This is a genomic window from Simplicispira lacusdiani (genome assembly GCF_003604195.1).
Lineage (GTDB): Bacteria > Pseudomonadota > Gammaproteobacteria > Burkholderiales > Burkholderiaceae_C > Simplicispira > Simplicispira lacusdiani.
The window spans coordinates 1-21891 of the sequence record NZ_QXGR01000017.1 but is presented as its reverse complement, the minus strand read 5'-3'; the positions used below and the strand labels follow the sequence as shown (position 1 = coordinate 21891).

Here is a 21891-nt window from a genome sequence, read left to right as displayed (position 1 = left end):
TCGAGCAGCAGGCGCCGGTTGGGCAGTTGGGTGAGCGCGTCGTAGAAGGCCAGGCGTTCGATCTCCTGGGCAGCGCGCTTGCGGTCGGTCACGTCAAGCGTATAGCCGTGCATGAGCACCGAGCCGTCGGGCTCGGCCTGCAGCGCCGCGCTGGTCATGTGCCAGCGCACGCCGCCGTCGGCGGCATGCACGCGGTATTCACAGTGCCAGGGCTGGAGGGTACGCACCGCGCGGCGGACGGTGCGGCGCAGCATGGGCAGGTCGCCGGGCACCACGCTGCGCTCCAGCTCGGCGATGTCCTGCCGCACCACCTGGTCCGAGACACCCATGAGGTCGTTCACCGCCTCGCTGACATAGGGCACGCTGGGGCTGCCATCCGGATGGATGCGGCACTGGTAGATGAAACCCGGGATGTTGCTGGCGATGCGTTGGATGAATTCGAGCTGCTCGCGCAGCTGATCGGCCGCGCGGTGCTCTTCGGTCACGTCCTGCACCACGCCCATCTCGACCAGCACGCCGTCCTGGTGCGACGGCAGGCGCACGCGCGAACGCATCCAGCGCACCTGCCCATCGGGGCGGCGCCAGCGGTATTCGATATCGGAGCCGCGGCCGTCCCCGTGCGCTGCGTCGAAGACATGCCGGTCCTCGGGCAGCACGCCGCTCAGGGCGCGCTCGGTGCTGATCCATTCCTGGCGCTCGAAGCCGGCGATGTCGCACAGCCCGGGCGACCACAACAGCACCGATTCGCCCTCGTCGCGGATGCGCCGCCAGTAGCCCGTGCGCGCCATGCTCTCCATGGTGCCGAACACCTCGGTCTGTTCGCGCAGCTCGCGCCGCGCCTCCACCAGCGAGGCCTCGGAGCGCGCCAGCATGCAGCGCAGCGACTCGGCCTCGGAAACATCCTGCACCGTGACCATGATGCTGCCGATGCCGGTGCAGTGCGCATGGATCTTCCAGGCCAGCACCAGGCGCCCCTGGTCGCGCACCACATGCCGGCATTCCAGGGGCTCGCCCGTGCGCACCACGGCGCAAAGCTGCTCCAGCAGGTGCGTCCCGGCCAGCAGCACGAACACCTTGGCGGCCGAGGCCCCGGGCGAGCGCACGGCGCGCAGGCCGTCAAGGCGGCGCGCGGCGGCGTTGGCCGTGAGCAAGCGCAGTTCCGTGCCATGCACATGGAAACCCAGCAACGCCACGGGGACGGCGTCCAGCATGGCCTGCAGGCTTGACTGCACGGCCAGGAGCGCCGTGCTCTGCGCAGGGATGGCAGGCTGGGCTTGAAGCACTGACGGGGCTACGGTCACGCTGAAACCTCTCGCATTGAAGAACGCGTGCCGCGCCCGGACGGGAGCTTCCGCGCAATGCAACCCGCAGGGCCATGTTATGACAAAAGGTAACAGTTCCCAAGCCTGCCGACGGCACCCTAGGGTAAACGCGCAATGCCCCGGCCCGAGGGTCGGCGGCCGTCACCAGGCACGCACGCAAAGCACCGGGGAAGGGCCCTTCCCCGAAAGCATTCCGGGGAACCCGCAAAGCCCCGCAGCGATAAAATCGCCCCGGCCTTGCCCGCATCGCCACGTGTCCCGCGCACCGCCACGCCGGGGTCCCTGCCGACAGCCCTCCACCCACCATGCACGAGCCCACGCTTCACGGCACCGAACACCCCCACCAGCGCCCCTTTCTCACGCCCGAGGAGCGCGAGGCCATCAACCGGGGCCGCTGGTTCGCGGGGCTGAGCCCTTCGCTGCGGCACGACATCTTCCGCCTGGGCACCGTCACGCGCTATTCCCATGGCGAGATGTTCATGGAACAAGGCGAGCTGGCGCAGTACTGGTTCACCTGCGCCAGCGGCGCCATCCGCTTCCGGCGTACCTCGCCCGCAGGCCGCCAGGTCACGCTGGCCTATGTGGAGCCCGGCATCTGGGTGGGCGAGGCCGAGGTGCTGCACTGCGGCCCCAACACCTACGACGGCCAGGCCCACGGGCGCACCACCATCCTCAGCGTGGCGGAAAAGGTCTTTCGCCAGTTGCTGCGCGAGCATTCCGAGTTCGGCGAAGCCCTGCTCACCCTGCAGGCACGGCGCATGCGCTTCCTCTACTGGATGATGGAAGACATGGCCACCCTGCCGCTGCGCGCGCGGCTGGCCAAGCAGCTGCTGCACCTGATGCGCCGCTTCGGCCCGCGCCACCCGCAGCCGGGCAACGAAATGCCGCTGGGCATCGTGCTGGTGCAGGACGAGCTGGCCCAGCTCCTGGGCTGCTCGCGCCAGCGCGTCAACGTGGAGCTCAAGTCCATGGAACGCGACGGCATCATCCGCACCAGCCAGCGCGGCATCGTGGTGCGGGACATCGCGCGCATGGAAGCCATCGCGCAGCAAGAGAACACCGACGAGCGCGCGGGCTGAGCCGCCGGCGGCCGCCATGCCTGGGGCCTTTCGGGGCCCTTTCTTCATGGACAATGCCGCAGCAACGGACCCCGAGAGAGCCCAGCCCATCCATGACCCCCCAAGCGCCCCTTCCCGCCGGCATCGAGAACCACACCCCCATGATGCAGCAGTACCTGGCCCTCAAGGCCGGGCACCCGGACACGCTGGTGTTCTACCGCATGGGCGATTTCTACGAGCTGTTCTGGCAGGACGCCGAGAAGGCCGCGCGCCTGCTCGACATCACGCTCACGCAGCGCGGCCAGTCGGCCGGCCAGCCCGTGGTGATGGCGGGCGTGCCCTTCCATGCGCTGGAGAACTACCTCGCCCGGCTCATCAAGATGGGCGAGTCGGTGGCCATCGCCGAGCAGGTGGGCGACGTGGCCACGGCCAAGGGCCCGGTGGAGCGCAAGGTGGTGCGCGTGGTCACGCCCGGCACGCTGACCGACAGCGAACTGCTCTCCGACAAGGCCGAGGCGCTGCTGCTGGCCGTGCACCAGGGCCCGCGCGCGCGCTGCGGTCTGGCCTGGCTCAGCGTGACGCAGGGGCGCGTGTTCCTGGCCGAGTGCGCGCCCGATGAACTGGGCGGCTGGCTGGCCCGCGTGGCGCCGAGCGAGCTGATCTACAGCGCCGGCGTGACCGACCGTTTCGAGCAGCAATTGCAGGCGCTGCGCCAGGGCGGCGCCTTTGCCTGCCCCATGGCCCCGCGCCCCGACTGGCAGTTCGACGGCCCGCTGGGCGAGCGCAAGCTGCTCGAACACCTGGGTGCCGCCAGCCTGCAGGCCTGGAGCGCGCAAGACCTGGCCCAGGCCCATGCCGCCGCCGCCGCCCTGCTGCAGTACGCCGAACACACCCAGGGCCGCCAGCTCAGCCATGTGCACAGCGTGCAGGTGCAGCGCGGCGACGACCTCATCGACCTGCCGGCCAGCACGCGGCGCAACCTCGAACTCGTCAAGACCCTGCGCGGCGAGGACAGCCCCACGCTGTTCTCGCTGCTCGACACCTGCATGACCGGCATGGGCAGCCGCCTGCTCAAGAGCTGGCTGCTCGAACCCCAGCGCGACCGCCAGTACGCCCGCCAGCGTCTGGCCGCCACCACCGCCCTGCGCGGCGACGGCAGCGCCACCCATGCGCCCTGGCAGGCCCTGCGCGAACAGCTCAAGGGCGTGAGCGACGTGGAGCGCATCACCGCCCGCGTGGCCCTGCGCCAGGTGCGCCCGCGCGAGCTGGTCGGGCTGTGCAAGACGCTACAAAAAGCAGAGCTGCTAGCGCAGTATGGACAAGCGCCAGAGCCTTATTTGGCTCAAATTTTCAGCAACCTGCAGCCCCCTGCCGACTGCTCCGGGCTGCTGCAGCGCGCCATCGACGAGGAGCCCGCCGCGCTGGTGCGCGACGGCGGCGTGATCGCCAGCGGCTTCGACGCCGAGCTGGACGAGTTGCGCGGCATCCAGAGCAACTGCGACGCCTTTCTGCTCGACCTGGAAACACGCGAGAAGGCACGCACCGGCATCCCCAACCTGCGCGTGCAGTTCAACAAGGTGCACGGCTTCTACATCGAAGTCACCGGCAGCCACCTCGACAAGGTGCCCGACGACTACCGCCGCCGCCAGACGCTGAAGAACGCCGAGCGCTTCATCACGCCCGAACTCAAGGCCTTCGAGGACAAGGCCCTGTCGGCCAACGAGCGCGCGCTGGCGCGCGAGAAGTGGCTCTACGAACAGGTGCTGGACCAGCTCGAGCCGCACATCGCCCCGCTCACCCGCCTGGCGCAGGCGCTGGCCCAGCTCGACGTGCTGTGCAGCTTTGCCGAGCGCTCTCTCACCCTGAACTGGTGCGCGCCGCAGTTCGCGCCCGAACCCTGCATCGAGATCGAGGCCGGCCGCCACCCCGTGGTCGAGGCACGCCTGGCCGAGACATCGAGCGGCGCCTTCATCGCCAACCACACGCGGCTGAACGCCAACACGCGCATGCAGGTCATCACCGGCCCCAACATGGGCGGCAAATCGACCTACATGCGCCAGGTGGCGCTCATCGTTCTGCTGGCCAGCATGGGCAGCCACGTGCCGGCCACGAGCTGCCGCCTGGGCCCCATCGACGCCATCCACACCCGCATCGGCGCGGCCGACGACCTGGCCAACGCACAGTCGACCTTCATGCTGGAGATGGTGGAGGCCGCGCAGATCCTGCACGCCGCCACGCCGCACAGCCTGGTGCTGATGGACGAGATCGGCCGGGGCACCAGCACCTTCGACGGCCTGGCGCTGGCCAGCGGCATCGCCACGCACCTGCACGACAAGACCCGGGCCTTCACGCTGTTCGCCACGCACTACTTCGAGCTGACCGAGCTGCCCGCCAAGGCGCGCCACGCCGTCAACATGCATGTGAGCGCGGCCGAATCGGGCAGCGACATCGTGTTCCTGCACGAGATCCAGCCCGGTCCCGCCAGCCGCAGCTACGGCATCCAGGTGGCCAAGCTGGCCGGCATGCCCGGCCCCGTGCTGCACCACGCGCGCCACGCGCTGGCCGCGCTGGAGGAGCGCGCGGGCGAAGACGAACTGCAGGTGGAACTGTTCGCCCCACCGCCGGAACCCGCAATCGCCGCGCCCAGCCCCGTGGAGGCCACGCTGGCCACCATCCACCCGGACCAGCTCAGCCCGCGCGAGGCGCTCGACGCGCTGTACCAGCTCAAGAAGCTGGCGGAGCGGTGACGCCCTCTCCATCGACATGCGCGCACGCCCTGCCACCCCCCAGGAAATCGGCGACGGTGAAGACCGCCCGGTCGATGTGCACAGCCCCGAGGTGCCCGCGGGCATCCGCGCGGGGGTACTGGAGAAAATGCAACCGGGCGACCAGCTCTGGCGCTGCCCGCGCCTCTCGGCCCCGCGCGGGCTGCTGGGCCTTTTCGGCGTGGGGCCGCGCGATGTGGTGATCGAATGGTGGCTGCTGGATGCGCGGGGCGATCTGATCGAGGCGTTCTGGGAAGAAGCCTGAACCGCCTGCGCCTCTGGTGCGCTATTGCTTGACGATGGACACCAAGGTGTCGGCCACCATCTTGCCCGTCTTCATGTCCATCCAGGGGTTCTGGACCGTGACATGGTGGGTGCAGCCGGTGCTCATTTTCTTCTTCAGCACGGCGTTGAATTCCTCCTTGCAGCCCGCGACGAACGCCGCGGAGTCCTTGGCGGCATCACCCATGGGCTTCATGCCGGGCTGCTGCTGGTAGAAGGCCGCGACCTTCTGCAGGCTGTCGCTGGTGCGGTAGGCGGAGCCCTCCACGCCCATCTGGCCGCGCAAGAATTCGGTGGTGGCCGCATCGGGCTTGGCGCCGGGGTAGAGCGCGATGCCGCTGCCCGCCGCCTGCGCGGCCGCCGGGCCCGATGGCAAGGCCGCCAGCGCCACCAGCGCCATGGCGGCGCACCGTTGCACGAGCCGTTGGGGGCAAGGTGTGCGTTCCGTTTTGATCATGGGGGAGTTCACGCGTTCTTCTCCTGGGTTGAGTGCAATGCATCCGGTGGCCACGCCACGGCACGCGGATTATTGGCGGCGCCTGGCGCTCCGGGAAATCCTCCCAAGGCGGCGCGCGTGATCTTTTCGGCATTTCCGGCGCCGATGTGCCAGCCCACGCCATTCCCGGACCGGCCACCATGGCACCGGCCTTCCGTGAACCGGGCCGCGCTGCGGGCCCGCGGCGGCGGCGCACTACACTCACGGGTTTCTTCTCTTGCCGCATTTCCCATGACGTACTGCGTCGCCATCAAACTCAATGCCGGGCTGGTGTTCCTGTCCGATTCGCGCACCAACGCCGGGCTGGACCAGATCAGCTCGTTCCGCAAGATGATGGTGTACGAGAAGGCCGGCGAGCGCTTCATGGTGCTGCTGTCGGCGGGCAACCTGAGCATCTCGCAGTCCGTGCGCGAAATCCTGCAGACCACGCAGATCAAGGACGAAGTCGACGGCGAGCCCATCACCATCTGGAACGCGCGCAGCATGTTCGACGCCGCGCGCGTGCTGGGCGCCGCCGTGCGCCATGTGCACGAGCGCGACGGCGCCTCGCTCAAGCGCTCGGGCGTGGACTTCAATGTGTCGCTGGTGTTCGGCGGCCAGATCGAGGGCGAGGGCATGCGCCTGTTCCAGGTGTATTCGGCGGGCAACTTCATCGAGGCCACGTCCGAGACACCCTATTTCCAGGTGGGCGAATCGAAATACGGCAAGCCCGTGCTCGACCGTGTCATCACGCCCGATACCCCACTGGACGAAGCCGCCAAGTGCGCGCTGGTGTCCATGGACAGCACGCTCAAGTCCAACCTCTCGGTGGGCCTGCCACTGGACCTGGTGCTCTACGAGGTGGACCGCTTCGGCTCCGACAAGATCGTCTGCATCACCGAGGACAACCCCTACTACCGCATGCTGCACGACAGCTGGGGCGAAAAGCTGCGCCAGGTGTTCGACAGCATCGAAAGCCCCAACTGGGGCGGTGGCGCCACCGAGGTGCCCATCATGGTGCCACCCGCGCGCTGCAAGCCGCTCAAGAAGATCACCACGCCGCGCGACAAGCTCATTTGAACGGGCGCGCGTGCGCGCGCCCGTTCCCTCTCGCATGAACAAGATCGTTTTCTCCCACGGGAACAGCTTTCCCTCGGGCACCTACAACGTGCTCTTCGGCCACCTGCGCCAGCGCGGCTTCGAGATCAGCGCGGTGGACCGCTTCGGCCACGACCCGCGCTTTCCCGTCACCGACAACTGGCCGCACCTCGTGGAACAGCTCGCCGAATTCGCCGCCGAACAGGTGCGTGCCTCGGGCGGGCCGGTGTACCTGGTGGGCCATTCGCTGGGCGGCATCCTGAGCGTGATGGCCGCCGCCATGCACCCCGAGCTGGCGCGCGGCGTGCTGATGATCGACTCGCCCCTCATCAGCGGCTGGCGCGCCACCACCGTGAGCGTGGCCAAGCGCACCCAGGTGCTCAACGCCTTCTCGCCCGCGCGCGTGAGCCGCGTGCGGCGCAACAGCTGGGCCAGCACCGAGGAGGCCTACGAGCACTTCCGCAAGAAGAAGGTCTTCGCCCGCTGGGACCCGCAGGTGCTGCGCGACTACGTGACCCACGGCCTCTACGACGAGGACGACCGCCGCGTGCTGGCCTTCGACCGCGCCGTGGAGTCTGAGATCTACGACACCCTGCCGCACCACCTGGATGGCTTGCTGCGCAAGCACCCGCTGCGCTGCCCGGCGGCCTTCATCGGCGGGCGCGCCTCGGTGGAGATGCGGCAAGTGGGCATGGCGCTGACGCAGCGCGTCACCCAGGGCCGCATCACCATGCTCGATGGCACCCACCTCTTCCCCATGGAAAAGCCCCTGGTCACGGCGGCGGCCGTCGAGGCATCGCTGCTCAACCTGGCCTCGCTGGCCGGCTGACCCGCCGATTCCGCCTCCCGGGCAATGCCACTGCAACCCTGCAGGGGCATTGCCGGGGCAGGTTCTGCCCGTTTCGGCTGTTTCTTTTACACTTTTTCACAGGATTTCGCCCCGCACCCGCATCCACGCCGTCCCACCGCATGCCCCCTCTGCCTGTACCGCGTCCCTGCAACGGCGCCCCCAAGGCCTGGCGGGCGCTGCTGTGCCTGCTGCTGGCGTTGTGGCTGGCGTTGCCGGGCGGCGCCCGGGCGCAGCAACCGGCGCTGGTGCTCAGTGAAAGCCAGCCGGTCCACGACATCTGGCCCGCGCTGACCATGCTGTCCGACCCGGGGCGCGAATACACGGCCGAGGCCTTGCTGGCCGGCGGCCCGGCCTTCGGGCCCATGCCGCCGACCAAGGGCACCCTGGGCGTGCGGCCCGAGGCGGTCTGGCTGCGCGCTCCATTGACCCTGGCGCCGCAATCCGATGGGCGCTGGGTGCTGGACATCGACTACGCACCCCTCAACCGCATCGACGCCTACCTGGCCAAGGACGGCCGCATCGTGCAGCAGGCCACGCTGGGCAACACACAGCCATTCACGCAGCGGCCGCTGCACAGCCGCTCGCACGCCATGGTGCTGAACCTGGAGCCGGGCGTGCGCCATGAGCTGCTGCTGCGCGTGCAGGCGCAGGGCGCCATGATCCTGCCCATCACGCTCAACACCCCGCCCCGGCTGATCGAGCGCGCGCTGGACGAGCAGATGCTGCAGGGCGTGCTCACCGGCTTGGCGCTGTGCCTACTGGTCTACAGCCTGGCGCAGTGGTTCAGCCTGCGCGAGCCGCTGTTCCTGCAGTACGCGCTGCTGATCTCGGGCAGCCTGCTGTTCTCGCTGCAGTTCTTCGGCGTGGGCGCGCAGCACCTCTGGACCGACAACCTCTGGTTAGAGCGGCACGTCAGCGGCCTGTCGGCCCTGATGGCCACCTGCGGCTCCTTTCTGTTCATCGGCCAGGCGCTCGCCGCCGGCGACCCGCGCAACCGCCTGATGCGGGCCATGCGTGTGGGCGCGGCGGGCTCGGCGCTGCTGGCCGTGGCCTTCGCGCTCGATGTTTACGACACCAAGGTGCTCACGGGCATCGTGAGCATCCTCGGCCTCGTGCCCGCGCTCATGGGCATCCCCGGGGCCGTCCGGCGCATGCGCCAGGGCGACCCGGTGGGCGGCACCCTGCTGCTGGCCTGGTTGGTGTATTTCGTCGCCACGGCCACGGTCATCGGCGTGATCCGGGGCTGGGTGCCGGTGAACTTCTGGACACTGCACTCGTTCCAGTTCGGCGCCACGCTCGACATGCTGCTGTTCATGCGCGTGCTGGGCCTGCATTCCAAGGCGCTGCGCACCGCCGCCGAGAACGCCCGCAGCGAACGCGACGCCATGCATTCGCTGGCCCACACCGACCCGCTCACCGGCCTGCCCAACCGCCGCGGCCTGGGCCTGGCCCTGACGGCGGCGCTGGCGCGCTGCGATCCCGGGCACCTGCTGGCCGTCTACGTGATGGACCTCGACGGCTTCAAGCCCGTGAACGACCAACACGGCCACGACGTGGGCGACGAACTGCTCGTCGCCGTGGCCCGGCGCCTGCAAGGCCAGGTGCGCAAGAGCGATCTCGTGGCCCGACTGGGCGGCGACGAATTCGTGGTCATGGTCGGCCAGCTCGACAACGCCACGCAGGCGCACGAAATGGGCCAGAAGCTGCTGGAATCCTTCCACGAGCCTTTCGCGCTGCACGAGCACACCATCCAGGTGGGGCTGACGATAGGCTACGCGCTCGCCCCGGCCGACGGCAACGACGCCGTGGGGCTGCTCAAGCTCGCCGACGCCGCGATGTACGCCGGCAAGCAGGGCGGCAAGTTCCGCGTGCTGCGCAACACGGGCGACCTGGCGCTGGCGTCAAGTTAGAAGCCCCCCCTGAGCCGCTTCGCGCCTTCCCCCCGCTCTCGCATCGCTGCGCGCTGCGGGTAGGGGGACGCCACCGATGCGGCGGGGCGGCCCTGGCACGGTGGCCGCTGGTTCGGGCCGCGCCAAGTTCACGCGTCGCGCATGGCGCCAGAGGTTGTTTGCCTCACCTGCAGCAGCGGTAGGCCAGGCCGATCGAGACGTTGTAGTTGTCGGGCTTGACCGCCAGCGGGCTGCGCCGGGCATCGCCGCGCAGTTGCTGGTAGCCCACGCCGCCGAACAGCACCCAGCGGTCGGACACGAGGGTCTTGACCTCCAGGCCCACCTGGGTGCTGTGCATTCCCCCGCCGGGCTGGTAGGCGGGCAGCGGCGTCGTCAGGCCCGCCGCGCTGGCGGGCACGCCCATGTAGCTGCGCATGTAGGTGGCATTGGCCAGGGTGAAGCCCACCGCGAGACCCACCTCGGTGCGCGGGCTGATCAGGAACTCGTACCGCGCCGAGGTCTGCAGCGTGGCGCCACCCTGGCGGCCCAGCAGGTCCTGGCTCAGCGTGGAGCGCACCGACAGGTGCTTGTTGAAGTCATAGATGGCGCTCAGGCGCCCGCGCAGCGTGCGTTCCACGTCGGGCAGGCCGCGCAGCACCGGGTCGTCCTCGCCCTTGCGGCCGCCGTCGAGGCGCAGGCCGCCGCTCAGGCGCAGGTTGTCCCACTGCAGCAGGCGCGCGGTCAGGCCCGAGTCGCGCGCGTCCAGGTCGAAATCGAGCAGCGAACCGCCGCCGCCCGCGCTGAGCGTGAAGCGGCCGATCTCCAGGCCGATGACCGGGCGCACGCCCGTGCTGCGCGCGGTGCTGCCGGCATAGCTGGGGCTGTTGTTCACCGAGGCGCCCAGCACCCAGGTGAAGCCGCTCTCCGCGTTCGCGGCGGGCGGCTGGGGGCGCAGTTGCACCTGCGCCAGCGCGGGCTGGGCCAGCATCAGGGCCAGGGCGGGCGCGCAGGAGAGGCGGAGAAAGGAGCGGTAGCGGTGCATGCGATCCATTATTAACCGTTCCATTGCACCCATCCAGTCCATGCGGTCACCAGCACCACGATGCCGAACACGATGCGGTACCAGGCGAACGGCACGAAGCTGTGCGTGCTGATGTAGCGCAGCAGCCAGCGCACGCACAGCCAGGCGCTCACGAACGAGAAGAACAGCCCCACGGCGAACAGTGGCAGGTCGGACGCCTGCAGCAGCGCGCGTTCCTTGTACAGGCTGTAGACGCCCGCGCCGATCAGCGTGGGGATGGCCAGGAAGAACGAATAGTCGGTGGCCGCCTTGCGCGACAGCCCCAGCAGCATGCCGCCGATGATGGTGGCGCCGCTGCGGCTGGTGCCCGGCACCATGGCCAGGCACTGCACCAGGCCCACCTTGAGCGCGTCGAGCGGCGTCATGTCGTCCACCTCCTGGATGCGCGTGGCCGACGCCGGGCGCCTCTCGGCCCACAGGATGATGAACCCGCCGATGATGAAGGTGCTGGCCACCACCACCGGCGTGAACAGGTGCGCCTTGATGGCCTTACCCAGCAGCAGCCCCAGCACCACGGCGGGCAGGAAGCCAATGAACACGTTGAGCGCGAAGCGCTGAGCCCGCCGCTGGCTGGGCAGCTCCACCAGCGTGGCACGGATCTTCTGCCAGTAGACCAGGATGACGGCGAAGATGGCGCCGGTCTGGATGGCGATGTCGAACACCTTGGCCTTGGCATCGTCGAAACCCAGCAGCGCGCCCGCGAGGATCAGGTGGCCCGTGGAGGAGATGGGCAGGAACTCGGTCAGCCCCTCGACCACGCCCATGACGGCGGCCTTGACCAGCAAAACAATGTCCACGCGTGTGTCCTTCCGGGCCTGTGCGGCCAATGAAAGCGCGGATTATCCGCGCCCCGAGGGTCCCGTCCGCGCTCTGGGCGCTCCGGCTCGCGCCGCTGCTGCGGCATTTCGCGCCGCGGCGCTGCATTCCGTCGCATGGCGCTCGCGCGGCGTGCGCCGCCCCGGCACAGTCCGCTCCATCCAGGCGCCGCCTGGTCCATCCATCCACCCCGAGGAGCCCACCATGCTGATCGACATCGCCACGCACCAGCCCCAGATGCTGCTTTCCATCGTCCGCCACACCCCCGCCTGGGTCTGGTTCCTGTTTGCCGCCCTGCTGGCACTGGGCCTGAGCCAGGTCCGCGCCCGTGAGGCCGGCCTGGCCCGCGTGGTGCTGATGCCGCTGGGCATGGCCGGCTATTCGGTGTACGGCTTGGCCTCGGCCTTTGACGCCAGCCTGGCGGGCCCGCTGGGCGCCTGGCTGCTGGCCGCCGTGCTGGTGGCCGGCGCCAGCCTGCTCTGGAGCCTGCAGGCGCCCGCCGGCGTGCGCTACTACGCCGGCGAGGCGCGCTTTCACCTGCCCGGCAGCGGCGTGCCGCTGCTGCTGATCCTGGGCATCTTCTTCACCAAGTACATCGTGGGCGTCGAGCTGGCGCTGCAGCCCGCGCTGGTCCGCGACACCGCCTTCACGCTGCAGATTGCCGCGCTCTACGGCCTGTTCAACGGCGTCTTCCTGGCCCGTGCCGCCCGCCTGTGGCACCTGGCCCGCAATGGCGCCCCCACCCCGTCCCTGGCCACTGCCTGATCCATGTCAACCACCTGAATCGCTCGAACCCCCGAAAGGAAATCCGCCATGTCCACCGCCCACACCCCCCTCGCCTCCGACCTCGAACGCCTGGCACGCCGCCGCGCCCGTTCCAAGATGGGCTGGTACACCCATGCCAGCGTCTACATCCTGGTGAACGTGTTCCTGGCCTTCCTGTCGTCGCGCCACACCCATTCCTGGGCCGTCTTTCCCGCGCTGGGCTGGGGCCTGGGCCTGCTGATCCATGGCGCCGCGGTGTGGCTGCCCAGCGGCAAGCTCTACACCCAGCTGCTGGAACGCGAGCGCACTGCCCTGCGCGACCAACAACCGTAAACGCAAACGCCACAGGGCTGCCGCACAATGACAGCCCCAGCCTTCCCCCCATCCATGCACCCCTTCGATCTCCGCTCCTTCCTGCGCCACGGCCTGATCTCGGCGGCGTTCTGCTGTGCCATTGCGGTGGCGCTCACGGTCACGGGCCAGGGCGCGTGGGACGTGCAGCTGGCCTACTCGCTGGGCATCGGCCTGGTGGCCTGGCTGGTCATCGACCTCGGCCGCGCCGCCGTCGTGCATTTCACGCACGAGGCCTGGCCCCACGGCTGGCGCGGCATCCTGCTGATCGCGATGGGCATTGCCACGGGCTACCTGGTGGGCTCCGCCATCGGCAACGCCTACAGCGGCGCTGCGCAAAGCCTGCCGCACCCGCACGGCCCGCTGTCGGGCCTGGCCATCACCATCGCGGCGGGCGCGGGCATTTCGTTCTTCTTCTACAGCCAGGGCAAGGCACGCCACCTGCAGGCCCACATGGCCCAGGCCCAGCGCGACGCCGCCGAGGCGCGGCTCAAGCTGCTGGAGGCCCAGCTCGAACCGCACATGCTGTTCAACACCCTGGCCAACCTGCGCGTGCTGGTGGCCACCGACCCGGCGCGCGCCCAGGCCATGCTGGACCACCTGATCGCCTACCTGCGCGCCACGCTGGGCGGCTCGCGCGCCACGCAGCACCCGCTGGCCGACGAATTCGAGCGCCTGCGCGACTACCTCGAACTCATGGCCGTGCGCATGGGCCCGCGCCTGGCCTACCAGCTCGACCTGCCCGAGGGCCTGCGCGCCGTGGCCGTGCCGCCGCTGCTGCTGCAGCCGCTGGTAGAAAACGCCATCCGCCACGGCCTGGAGCCCCAGGTGGAAGGCGGCCGCATCACCGTGCGCGCGGGCACCCGGCCCGGCGCCACCGGCCCGCTGCTGGTGCTGGAAGTGCTGGACACCGGCGTAGGACCGAATACGCCCGCCCCTGCGAGCGACGCGCCCGCCAGCCACTTCGGCCTGGCCCAGGTGCGCGAGCGCCTGGCCACGCTGCACGGCAGTGATTTCACTCTTGATTTGATAGCTGTCAGCGCAGGCGGTACGGGCGTCACCATCACTTTTCCATTGAAATCCGCCACCCCATGAACACCTCCGCGCCCCGCGCCCTCATCGCCGAGGACGAACCCCTGCTGGCCGCCGCGCTGCGCCACGAGCTGGCCCAGGCCTGGCCCGCGCTGCAGGTGGCGGCCACCGTGGGCGACGGCCTGGCCGCCGTGCGCGAGGCGCTGGCATTGCGGCCCGAGGTGCTGTTCTTCGACATCCGCATGCCCGGCCAGAGCGGGCTGGACGCCGCCGCCGAGCTGGCCGACGCCTGGCCCGCCAACGAGCCCTTTCCGGCGCTGGTGTTCGTGACCGCCTACGACCAGTACGCCGTGCAAGCCTTCGAGGCCCAGGCGGTGGACTACCTGCTCAAACCCGTGCAGGCAGCGCGCCTGCAAAAAACCGTGCAAAAACTGCAGCAAACGCTTGCCATACAAGCGCCAGCAGCTACGGATTTGGAAGCAACCATGGCGCAGCTGCGCCACCTGCTGGCCGCCCCTGGCGTGGCGACGCCCGCCCCCACGGCAGCGCCGCCGGGCGCGCCGCTCACCGTCATCCAGGCCAGCAGCGGCAACCAGATCCACTTCGTGCCCGTGGCCGAGGTGCTGTACTTCGAGGCGGCCGACAAATATGTGCGCGTGCTCACCGCCGGGCGCGAATACCTGATCCGCACCCCGCTCAAGGAACTGGCAGCGCAGCTCGACGCGCGCGAGTTCTGGCAGGTGCACCGGGGCACGCTGGTGCGCGCCAGCGCCATCGCCAGCGTCACGCGCGACGAGGCCGGGCGGCTGCACCTGGCGCTGCGCGCGCGGCCCGAAACCCTGCCCGTCAGCCGCCTTTACGCCCACCTGTTCAAGGCCATGTAGGCGCGGCCCGTAAAATCCCCCCGGGTGCACGCGCCGTCCGGGCGCGGCAGGTTCATGCGCTGGTCGGGCCGCCACGCGGCTTCCGCGCGTCCAGGCCTACATGACCACACCCTCCACCATCCAGATCATCGCCGCCGCCCTGTTCGGCATCGCCCTGCTCCACACCTTCTCCACCAAGCAGTTCGAGCGGCTCTCGCACCGCTTTCCGCGCCACGCGGGCCTGTTCCACCTGTTGGGCGAGGTGGAGGTCGTTTTCGGCTTCTGGGCCATAGTGCTCATCCTCGCCATGGCCCTGGCGGGCGGCGGCGCGCAGGCCCTGCAGTACGCCGAATCGCGCAACTACACCGAGCCGCTGTTCGTCTTCGTGGTAATGGTCATCGCCGCCTCGCGCCCGGTGCTGCGCACCGTGGTGGCCCTGGTGGACGCCACGGCGCGCTGGCTGCCCCTGCCCGCCCCGCTGGCCACGGCCTGGCTGGGGCTGGCCGCCGTGCCGCTGCTGGGCTCGCTCATCACCGAGCCCGCCGCCATGACCATCGCCGCCCTCCTGCTGGCGCCGCAGATCTTCCGCCCCGAAGTCCCCGAGGGCCGCAAATACCTCGCGCTGGGCGTGCTGTTCGTCAACGTCTCCATCGGCGGCACGCTCACCGCGTATGCCGCGCCGCCCGTGCTCATGGTGGCCGGCACCTGGCAATGGAGCAGCGCCCACATGCTCGCCACCTTCGGCTGGAAGGCCGCCATCGCGGTGCTGGCCAACGCCACCGTCTGCGCCTTCCTGCTGCGCAAGCACCTGCCGCCGGCCTGCGCCCTGGAGGCCGGCCGGCAGGCACAGCCCCCGGTGTCCGCCACCGTGGCCGCCGTGCACCTGCTGCTGCTGGCCGGCGTGGTGTGGTTCGCGCACCATCCAGTGGTGTTCCTGGGCCTGTTCCTGCTGTTCCTGGGCTTCACCCAGGCCTACGAACGCCACCAAAGCCCGCTGATCCTCAAGGAAGCGCTGCTCGTGGGCTTCTTCCTCGCGGGGCTGGTGGTGCTGGGCGGCATGCAGCAATGGTGGCTGCAGCCCATCGTCTCGGGCCTGGAGCCGCTGGCGCTGTTCGCGGGCGCGCTGGGCCTCACGGCCATCACCGACAACGCGGCGCTGACCTACCTGGGCTCGCTGATCGAGGGCATCTCCGACCCCGCCAAATACATGCTGGTGGCGGGCGCGGTGGCGGGCGGCGGCCTCACCGTGATCGCCAACGCGCCCAACCCGGCCGGCGTGACGCTGCTCAAGCGCGGCTTCGCCGACGAAACCATCGGCGCGGGCGGCCTGCTGCTGGGCGCGCTGGGCCCGACGGCGGTGGCGGCCGCGGCGTTCCTGCTGCTCTGAACCACGCTCGCGGCGGGGGAATTGGCCCTAACGCCCGGCGCGCCAAACCGATAATCCCTCCCGCGATCCGTTGCCCGGGGAGCTTCGGGCCGATATGCTTGGCGGGCAACAGCCCGCGACGGGCCCACGCACCGGCGCCACGCCCGGCTGCCACGCCCAGCGCACCCCGGAGGGTCTTTCGATGAAGTGTCCGCCCATCCTCGACTCGGAGCAGGAACGGCTCCAGGCCTTGTCCGAATATGGGCTGGGCAGCGACCGCCCCCTGCCCTGCCTCGATCCCGTGGTGCAGATCGCGGCGCGGATGTTCGGCATGCGGATCGCGCTGGTCAACATGATCGGCCACGACTTTGTTTTCTTCGCGGCGAGCGCCGGACTGGACACGGCCGACGTGGACATGAGCCGCGACGCCTCCTTTTGCGCGCACACCATCGCGCAGGACGGGGTGATGGTGGTTTCCGACGCGCTGCAGGACGAGCGCTTCCACGACAACCCCTTGGTCACGGGCGCCTCCGGGCTGCGCTTCTATGCCGGCGTGCCCTTGCTGTCGCCGGAGGGCCACGCGCTGGGTGCGCTGTGCATCATCGACAGCCAGCCGCACCACGACTTCTCGGACGGAGACCGCCGCCGCCTGCGCGAGCTGGCCCGGATGGCCGCGGACCGGCTTGAATTGCGCCGCGTGGAGATCTCGACCGAGCAGGCCAAGCGCTCGTTCGAGGAATTCGCCCGGAACTCGCCCACGGCGGTCGTGTGGTTCGATGAGCAGGGCGGCATCGTCGCCTGGAACGATGCCGCCGCCGCCCTGTACGGGTACGACGTCACCGAAGGCAACGGCCGCTCGGTCGAAACGCTTGTCGCCGGGCATGACCGGCAGGTGGTCAGGGCCCTCATCGCGCAAGCGGTGGCCGCGGGCTCCGTGGACGGCATGGCCATCCCCCGGGGCATGACCGGGCTGCGCGGCGATGGCACGGAGTTCCAGCTGGGCCTGTCGCTGTTCTGCTGGCGCGACAAGGGGCGGCTGACGTTCAACGCCCACCTGCAGGACATGACGGCGCGCCGCCGCGAGGCCGACGAGCTGCACCGGCTCGCGAGCACCGACATGCTCACCGGGCTGGCCAACCGCACCTGCCTCTACCGCGCCATGGAAAAGACGCTGACCCAGCCCTCCGCCGCAGCGGTGCTGATGCTGGACCTCGACGGCTTCAAGGACGTGAACGACACCCTGGGCCATGAGGTCGGCGACGGCATCCTGCGCGAGGTGGCCCGCCGCCTGCAGCAGACCGCCCCCGTGGACGCCACGGTGGCCCGGATCGGCGGGGATGAATTCGCGATCCTGCTGCCCGGCATCGACAGCCCCGCCGCCGCCTCGGAATACGCGAACGCCATGGCGGCGCGGGTCGCCGAGCCGATCGTCGTCCATGGGCACAAGGTGCGCGTGGCCGCCAGTTGCGGCGTGGCGCTGGCCCCGGTCCACGCGCACGAGGCGCTGGAGCTGGTCGGCAACGCGGACCTCGCCCTGTTCAAGGCCAAAAGCTACGGCCGTGGCCAGACCTTCGTTTTCGTCCCGGCGCTGCACATGGAGGCCGTGACGCGCCGCCTCTACAACATCGAATTGCACCGCGCGGTCGACGAGGGCGAATTCGTCCTGTTCTACCAGCCCCAGATCCGCCTGGCGGACGGCGTGCTCACGGGCGCCGAGGCGCTCATCCGCTGGCGGCACCCGCAGCGGGGTCTGCTGTCGCCCGCCGCGTTCCTGCCCGCGCTGGAAGGGGGGCCGCTCGCGGCGGTCGTGGGCTACTGGGTGCTCGACGAAGCCTGCGCGCAGGCCGCGCTCTGGCGCAGGCACGGCGCCCGCGACTTCCGGATCGGCGTCAACCTGTTCGGCGCGCAGTTCCGCGTCAACGACCTCGCGCAGGAAGTCGTCTCCGCGCTGCACCGGCATGGACTGCCGCCGCAGGCCCTGGAGCTGGAGATCACCGAGAACATCGTCCTGGACAACGACGACCTCGTGCTGGATGCGCTGCAGCGCATACGCGCCCAGGGGGTCGGCATCGCATTCGACGACTTCGGCACCGGCTACGCCTCGCTCAGCCTGCTCAAGCGCTACCCGCTGAGCCGCATCAAGATCGACCGCACCTTCGTGCAGAACATCCTCGAATCCGAGCAGGATGCCGCCCTGGCGCGCGCCATCCTGGACATATCGCGCAGCTTCGGCCTGGAAACCATCGCCGAGGGCATAGAAAAAGCGCCGCAGCTCCACCGCCTGCTCGATTTCGGCTGCCAGGAGGGGCAAGGGTATCTGTTCAGCCCCCCCATCCCGGCCGAGGAATTCACCGAGCGGTTCGACCTGGGCGGCCCCGCCATGGCGGCCGCGTCCGCGAAAGGCTAGGCGGGCGCCGCCGCGCCCCGCAGCAGGCGAGCAGGATTCGCGGGAGATCGGTAAACTGGTTCCCGAAGACGAGCGAGGGAACCCCAAGGCCAGGCCGGATGCTCCGCGCGGCGAGCGCCCTCCCCTTGGCGTGGTCCACGCATGCCCCGCCGGCCGGTTCGGGCCGGCCCACTTCCTGAAAGGTTTGGAGAGCCATGCGATGACGCCGCGCCAGCCTTCGGGTGACGACCCGGGACACCCCGCACACCCCCTCTGGCACCACTACGCCGGCACGCCGCTGAGCCTGCTCGTCGCGCTGGTGTGCGCCCTCGCCATTGCCGGCATCTGGCTGACCACGCTGCAGCGCATCGCCTTCGAGCGCGAGCAGGCCGTGGCGGCGGCCATGCAGTCGAACTCCAGCATCGCCATCGCCTTCGAGCAGCAGGCCTTCCGCACCCTCAAGGCGGCCGAGCAGGTCGCCGCCTTCGTGCGCGAGCAATACCTCCGGCAAGGCGCGCGCATCCCGCTGCGCCAGTGGGCCGATCAGCGCGTGATCCGGGAGGAAATGTTCACCATCGTCAGCGTGGTGGACGAAGCCGGCGACGTCGTCAGCAGCAGCCGCGCGATCGGCAAGGTCAACTACGCCGACCGCGCCTTCTTCCAGGCCCAGCGCGACGCCACGCACGACAAGCTGTTCGTGAGCGCGCCCGTGCTCGGCCGCGTCTCGGGCCGCTGGCAGGTGCCGATGTCGCTGCGCATCACCCGCCCCGATGGCGGTTTCGGCGGGGTGGTGGTGATGTCGGTCGATCCGGCCAACTTCACCGACTTCCACCGCCAGGCCGACCTGGGCCACCAGGGCCTGCTGGAGCTGACCGGCCTCGACGGCATCGTGCGCGGGCGCAAGGCCAGCGGCCAGAGCAGCTTCGGCCTGGAAGCCAGGACCCTGGCCTGGTTCCAGCGCCAGGCCGCCGCCCCGCAAGGCGACTTCGTCGACAGCGGCGCAGCGGTGGACGGCATCACGCGCATCGTCAGCTACCGCACCATGGAGGGCTATCCGCTGATGGTGACCGTGGGCACGGCCCACGCCGAGGAAATGGCACCCGTGCTGCAGCGGCGCGCCAGCTACCTCGCCGTGGCGGGCAGCGCCAGCGCGGCGCTGCTCGTCTTCGCCGGCCTGCTGATCCTGGTTCTGGCGCGCCAGCGCACCGTGACCAAGGCCTTGCGCGCCAGCGAGGCACTGTTCCGCGCCACCTTCCACCAGGCCGCCATGGGCATCGCGCACGTCGCGCCCGACGGCCGCATCCTCGGCGCCAACGAGAAGTTCTGCCGCATGCTGGGCTACGACAGCGACGAACTGCGCGCGCGCACCGTGTTCGACCTCAGCGACGACAGCGTCCGCGACGAGGCACGGCACTTCCTGGCGCAGCGCCTCGCGGCCCCCTCGCCGGCCCTGTCACCAGAGATCGAGAAACCCTACCGCCGCAAGGACGGCTCCATCCTGTGGGTGTGCGAAGCGCTCGGGGTGGTGAAGGACGCCCATGGCCGGCCCAGCTTCCTCGTCGCCGTGGCGCAGGACATCACGGCCCGCAAGGACCTGGAGACACGCCTCTCGCACGACGCGCGGCACGACGCGCTGACCGACCTGCCCAACCGCCTGATGTTCCAGGACCGGTTCGCGCAGGTGCTCGAATCGGCGCAGCGGCACGGACGGCGCGCCGCCGTGCTCTTCCTCGACCTCGACGGCTTCAAGACCGTCAACGACAGCCACGGCCATGCCGCTGGCGACCTGCTGCTGCAGCAGACGGCCCGGCGCCTCGAAGGCTGCGTGCGCGCCGAGGACACGGTGTCGCGCTTCGGCGGCGACGAATTCGGCATCGTGCTCGCCACCGTGACCCGGGAGCAGGACTGCGAACGGGTGGCCACCAAGATCCTCCAGGCCCTGTCGCTGCCCTTCGACCTGGATGGCACCGAGGTCCATATCTCCGCCAGCGTGGGCGTGGCGCTGTTCCCCGTGCACGGCCACGACCTCGCCACCCTTGTGGCCCATGCCGACACGGCCATGTACGCGGCGAAGCATGGCGGAAAGAACCGGTTCAGTTGGGGACCGGTGGCGGAGGATTGAGCCGCGCCAGCGCGGCCGGGAACGGCGGCGGAGCCGCGCCAGCGCCCGTGGCCCATGGAGCCAGCGGCCCTGCCCCCGAGCCAGGCCCTCGATGGCACGAACCCGTGATGAAAGGAGAACGACCATGGTCCCCAAGAACACCATCTGCCTCTGGTACAACGGCACGGCCCTGGAGGCCGCCGAGTTCTACGCGCGAACGTTCCCCGACAGCGCCGTGGGAACCATCTTCCGCGCGCCCGGCGACTACCCCGCCGGCAAGGAGGGCGACGTGCTGACGGTGGAGTTCACCGTCATGGGCATCCCCTGCATCGGCCTCAACGGCGGCCCGGAGTTCCAGCACAGCGAGGCTTTCTCGTTCCAGGTCGCCACCGACGACCAGGCCGAAACCGACCGCCTGTGGAACGCCCTCATCAGCAACGGCGGCCAGGCCAGCGTGTGCGGCTGGTGCAAGGACCGATGGGGCATCTCCTGGCAGATCACGCCCCGCGCCCTGCTGGACGCCATCGCCGACCCGGACCGCGCGGCGGCCCAGCGGGCGTTCGCGGCGATGATGGAGATGGGGAAGATTGATATTGCGGCGATTGAGGCGGCGCGGCGAGGGTGAGGTGGATTGCTGGCGCGATAGCCCGACTGAAAACCTGTAATCGGCCAATAGCAGCCGATGGCAGTTAGAGAAAGCAGACGCTCAACGTTGTAGGTAAGGGGCGCTGCGCGGAGCTTTATCGCGCAGTGTCCAGCGATCGAAGGGAGCGGCCTTGACCGCAGTGTTAGATGTTTTTTGCACGATATTTAGACCAAGCCCAAGATGCAAAAAAATAGACCATAAAGCTAATGACTGTATATGCAACCGAGAAAATCGCCCCTGTAATTGGAGCCATAGCTCGCCCAGTGTCGTTAACTAAATTTTCCATCGCTTCTTCCTGAGCTGGATTTATTTCAAGCCCAGAAAATACGCTGTCTCCATTCAAGTCGAATGCGTACAACTCATTTTCCAGCCTGGAGTCGATGAGATTCACTTGAAACAGCAGTGAGACATAAACGAATGCGATGCTTGCGATGGCGAAAATAACCTTGTGTTTCCCTAGAAAGAGTTTGGTGTTTGCGACAAGAATTGCCCAAGGCGCAAGGAGAGCAATAAAAAACAAGGCCTGTTCGAGAATCATGCTAAGCATCTAGCGTGATGTATCCCGCAAAACCTGCGGGATAAACTGGATCGTGCGGGATATTCTGGACACTGATTTCTTCTGGAAGTGGCTTACAGCATAGGTTTGCAGGGGATGGCCTGTTCAAGCATCCAAGGGCGGTCTCAAATCTGAAGTGCAACACCTGAACCTCAGGTAACTTGCACAGATGACTTCACGATACACGCA

Annotated in this window: 19 protein-coding genes; 14 read left to right on the top strand and 5 right to left on the bottom strand. The window is 69.1% G+C overall.

Annotated elements, in window-relative coordinates:
• The coding region (locus D8S75_RS16925; protein ID WP_232829091.1) for a PAS domain-containing protein at positions 1–1301 on the bottom strand (1301 nt) is incomplete at its 3' end.
• A gap of 326 nt (positions 1302–1627) precedes the next feature.
• Here D8S75_RS16925 and D8S75_RS16920 point away from each other — a divergent pair.
• The 3 genes from D8S75_RS16920 (at position 1628) to D8S75_RS16910 (ending at position 5410) form a co-directional block, all read left to right on the top strand.
• Positions 1628–2401, top strand: a complete 774-nt coding sequence (locus tag D8S75_RS16920; RefSeq protein WP_119967548.1) for a Crp/Fnr family transcriptional regulator — start codon at positions 1628–1630, stop codon at positions 2399–2401.
• Between the two features lie 92 nt (positions 2402–2493).
• Positions 2494–5127 carry a DNA mismatch repair protein MutS gene (mutS, locus tag D8S75_RS16915; protein ID WP_119967547.1) on the top strand — a complete coding sequence of 878 codons (2634 nt, stop codon included), beginning with the start codon at positions 2494–2496 and terminating at the stop codon, positions 5125–5127.
• Positions 5128–5143: 16 nt separating this feature from the next.
• Entirely contained in the window at positions 5144–5410 is a 267-nt protein-coding gene (locus D8S75_RS16910) for a hypothetical protein (protein ID WP_119967546.1), read from the top strand.
• 21 nt (positions 5411–5431) lie between these two features.
• Here the strand turns inward: D8S75_RS16910 and D8S75_RS16905 are convergent, their stop codons facing one another.
• A complete protein-coding gene (locus D8S75_RS16905) occupies positions 5432–5896 on the bottom strand; it encodes a hypothetical protein (protein ID WP_157982675.1) in 465 nt (154 codons plus the stop codon).
• A gap of 258 nt (positions 5897–6154) precedes the next feature.
• On the opposite strand from D8S75_RS16905, the gene D8S75_RS16900 reads away from it, so the two are divergent.
• The 3 genes from D8S75_RS16900 to D8S75_RS17890 all read left to right on the top strand — a co-directional run bounded on the left by D8S75_RS16900 (position 6155) and on the right by D8S75_RS17890 (position 9760).
• The gene (locus D8S75_RS16900; protein ID WP_119967544.1) at positions 6155–6982 is read left to right on the top strand and encodes a proteasome-type protease; all 828 of its coding nucleotides are present in this window, start codon (positions 6155–6157) and stop codon (positions 6980–6982) included.
• Between the two features lie 34 nt (positions 6983–7016).
• A complete protein-coding gene (locus D8S75_RS16895) occupies positions 7017–7829 on the top strand; it encodes an alpha/beta fold hydrolase (RefSeq protein WP_119967543.1) in 813 nt (270 codons plus the stop codon).
• Positions 7830–7969: 140 nt separating this feature from the next.
• A complete protein-coding gene (locus D8S75_RS17890) occupies positions 7970–9760 on the top strand; it encodes a diguanylate cyclase (RefSeq protein ID WP_119967542.1) in 1791 nt (596 codons plus the stop codon).
• Positions 9761–9923: 163 nt separating this feature from the next.
• Here the strand turns inward: D8S75_RS17890 and D8S75_RS16885 are convergent, their stop codons facing one another.
• Positions 9924–10790 (bottom strand): MipA/OmpV family protein, encoded by an 867-nt coding sequence (locus D8S75_RS16885; RefSeq protein ID WP_157982674.1) that lies wholly within the window; start codon positions 10788–10790, stop codon positions 9924–9926.
• Between the two features lie 2 nt (positions 10791–10792).
• Positions 10793–11617 (bottom strand): undecaprenyl-diphosphate phosphatase, encoded by an 825-nt coding sequence (locus D8S75_RS16880; RefSeq protein WP_119967540.1) that lies wholly within the window; start codon positions 11615–11617, stop codon positions 10793–10795.
• Between the two features lie 223 nt (positions 11618–11840).
• Here D8S75_RS16880 and D8S75_RS16875 point away from each other — a divergent pair, with 223 nt between their 5' ends.
• The 8 genes from D8S75_RS16875 to D8S75_RS16840 all read left to right on the top strand — a co-directional run bounded on the left by D8S75_RS16875 (position 11841) and on the right by D8S75_RS16840 (position 21125).
• Positions 11841–12401, top strand: a complete 561-nt coding sequence (locus tag D8S75_RS16875; protein ID WP_119967539.1) for a DUF6622 family protein — start codon at positions 11841–11843, stop codon at positions 12399–12401.
• 48 nt (positions 12402–12449) lie between these two features.
• Entirely contained in the window at positions 12450–12734 is a 285-nt protein-coding gene (locus tag D8S75_RS16870; RefSeq protein ID WP_119967538.1) for a 2TM domain-containing protein, read from the top strand.
• A 54-nt stretch (positions 12735–12788) separates the two neighbouring features.
• On the top strand, positions 12789–13847 hold the full coding sequence (locus D8S75_RS16865) for a sensor histidine kinase (RefSeq protein ID WP_119967537.1): 1059 nt from the start codon (positions 12789–12791) through the stop codon (positions 13845–13847).
• Complete coding sequence (locus D8S75_RS16860) at positions 13844–14668, top strand: LytR/AlgR family response regulator transcription factor (protein ID WP_119967536.1); 825 nt, start codon at positions 13844–13846, stop codon at positions 14666–14668. Before D8S75_RS16865 ends, D8S75_RS16860 begins: the two co-directional genes overlap by 4 nt.
• Before the next feature lie 100 nt (positions 14669–14768).
• Positions 14769–16034, top strand: coding sequence for a putative Na+/H+ antiporter (locus tag D8S75_RS16855; protein ID WP_119967535.1), 1266 nt, complete (start codon positions 14769–14771; stop codon positions 16032–16034).
• Between the two features lie 181 nt (positions 16035–16215).
• A complete protein-coding gene (locus D8S75_RS16850; RefSeq protein WP_119967534.1) occupies positions 16216–18420 on the top strand; it encodes a putative bifunctional diguanylate cyclase/phosphodiesterase in 2205 nt (734 codons plus the stop codon).
• Positions 18421–18619: 199 nt separating this feature from the next.
• Entirely contained in the window at positions 18620–20521 is a 1902-nt protein-coding gene (locus D8S75_RS16845) for a sensor domain-containing diguanylate cyclase (RefSeq protein WP_119967533.1), read from the top strand.
• 124 nt (positions 20522–20645) lie between these two features.
• Complete coding sequence (locus D8S75_RS16840; RefSeq protein ID WP_119967532.1) at positions 20646–21125, top strand: VOC family protein; 480 nt, start codon at positions 20646–20648, stop codon at positions 21123–21125.
• 163 nt (positions 21126–21288) lie between these two features.
• Here the strand turns inward: D8S75_RS16840 and D8S75_RS17525 are convergent, their stop codons facing one another.
• Complete coding sequence (locus D8S75_RS17525; protein WP_157982673.1) at positions 21289–21684, bottom strand: hypothetical protein; 396 nt, start codon at positions 21682–21684, stop codon at positions 21289–21291.
• Between the last annotated feature and the right edge of the window lie 207 nt (positions 21685–21891).

What these genes read in the sequence shown, in the direction of transcription:
- D8S75_RS16910 (WP_119967546.1), top strand. Translation starts at nt 5,144, where the DNA reads ATGCGCGCACGCCCTGCCACCCCCCAGGAAATCGGCGACGGTGAAGAC.
- D8S75_RS16885 (WP_157982674.1), bottom strand. Translation starts at nt 10,790, where the DNA reads ATGGATCGCATGCACCGCTACCGCTCCTTTCTCCGCCTCTCCTGCGCG.
- D8S75_RS16900 (WP_119967544.1), top strand. Translation starts at nt 6,155, where the DNA reads ATGACGTACTGCGTCGCCATCAAACTCAATGCCGGGCTGGTGTTCCTG.
- D8S75_RS16920 (WP_119967548.1), top strand. Translation starts at nt 1,628, where the DNA reads ATGCACGAGCCCACGCTTCACGGCACCGAACACCCCCACCAGCGCCCC.
- D8S75_RS16850 (WP_119967534.1), top strand. Translation starts at nt 16,216, where the DNA reads ATGAAGTGTCCGCCCATCCTCGACTCGGAGCAGGAACGGCTCCAGGCC.
- D8S75_RS16875 (WP_119967539.1), top strand. Translation starts at nt 11,841, where the DNA reads ATGCTGATCGACATCGCCACGCACCAGCCCCAGATGCTGCTTTCCATC.
- D8S75_RS16865 (WP_119967537.1), top strand. Translation starts at nt 12,789, where the DNA reads ATGCACCCCTTCGATCTCCGCTCCTTCCTGCGCCACGGCCTGATCTCG.
- D8S75_RS16895 (WP_119967543.1), top strand. Translation starts at nt 7,017, where the DNA reads ATGAACAAGATCGTTTTCTCCCACGGGAACAGCTTTCCCTCGGGCACC.
- D8S75_RS16870 (WP_119967538.1), top strand. Translation starts at nt 12,450, where the DNA reads ATGTCCACCGCCCACACCCCCCTCGCCTCCGACCTCGAACGCCTGGCA.
- D8S75_RS17525 (WP_157982673.1), bottom strand. Translation starts at nt 21,684, where the DNA reads ATGATTCTCGAACAGGCCTTGTTTTTTATTGCTCTCCTTGCGCCTTGG.
- D8S75_RS16860 (WP_119967536.1), top strand. Translation starts at nt 13,844, where the DNA reads ATGAACACCTCCGCGCCCCGCGCCCTCATCGCCGAGGACGAACCCCTG.
- D8S75_RS16840 (WP_119967532.1), top strand. Translation starts at nt 20,646, where the DNA reads ATGGTCCCCAAGAACACCATCTGCCTCTGGTACAACGGCACGGCCCTG.
- mutS (WP_119967547.1), top strand. Translation starts at nt 2,494, where the DNA reads ATGACCCCCCAAGCGCCCCTTCCCGCCGGCATCGAGAACCACACCCCC.
- D8S75_RS16845 (WP_119967533.1), top strand. Translation starts at nt 18,620, where the DNA reads ATGACGCCGCGCCAGCCTTCGGGTGACGACCCGGGACACCCCGCACAC.
- D8S75_RS17890 (WP_119967542.1), top strand. Translation starts at nt 7,970, where the DNA reads ATGCCCCCTCTGCCTGTACCGCGTCCCTGCAACGGCGCCCCCAAGGCC.
- D8S75_RS16855 (WP_119967535.1), top strand. Translation starts at nt 14,769, where the DNA reads ATGACCACACCCTCCACCATCCAGATCATCGCCGCCGCCCTGTTCGGC.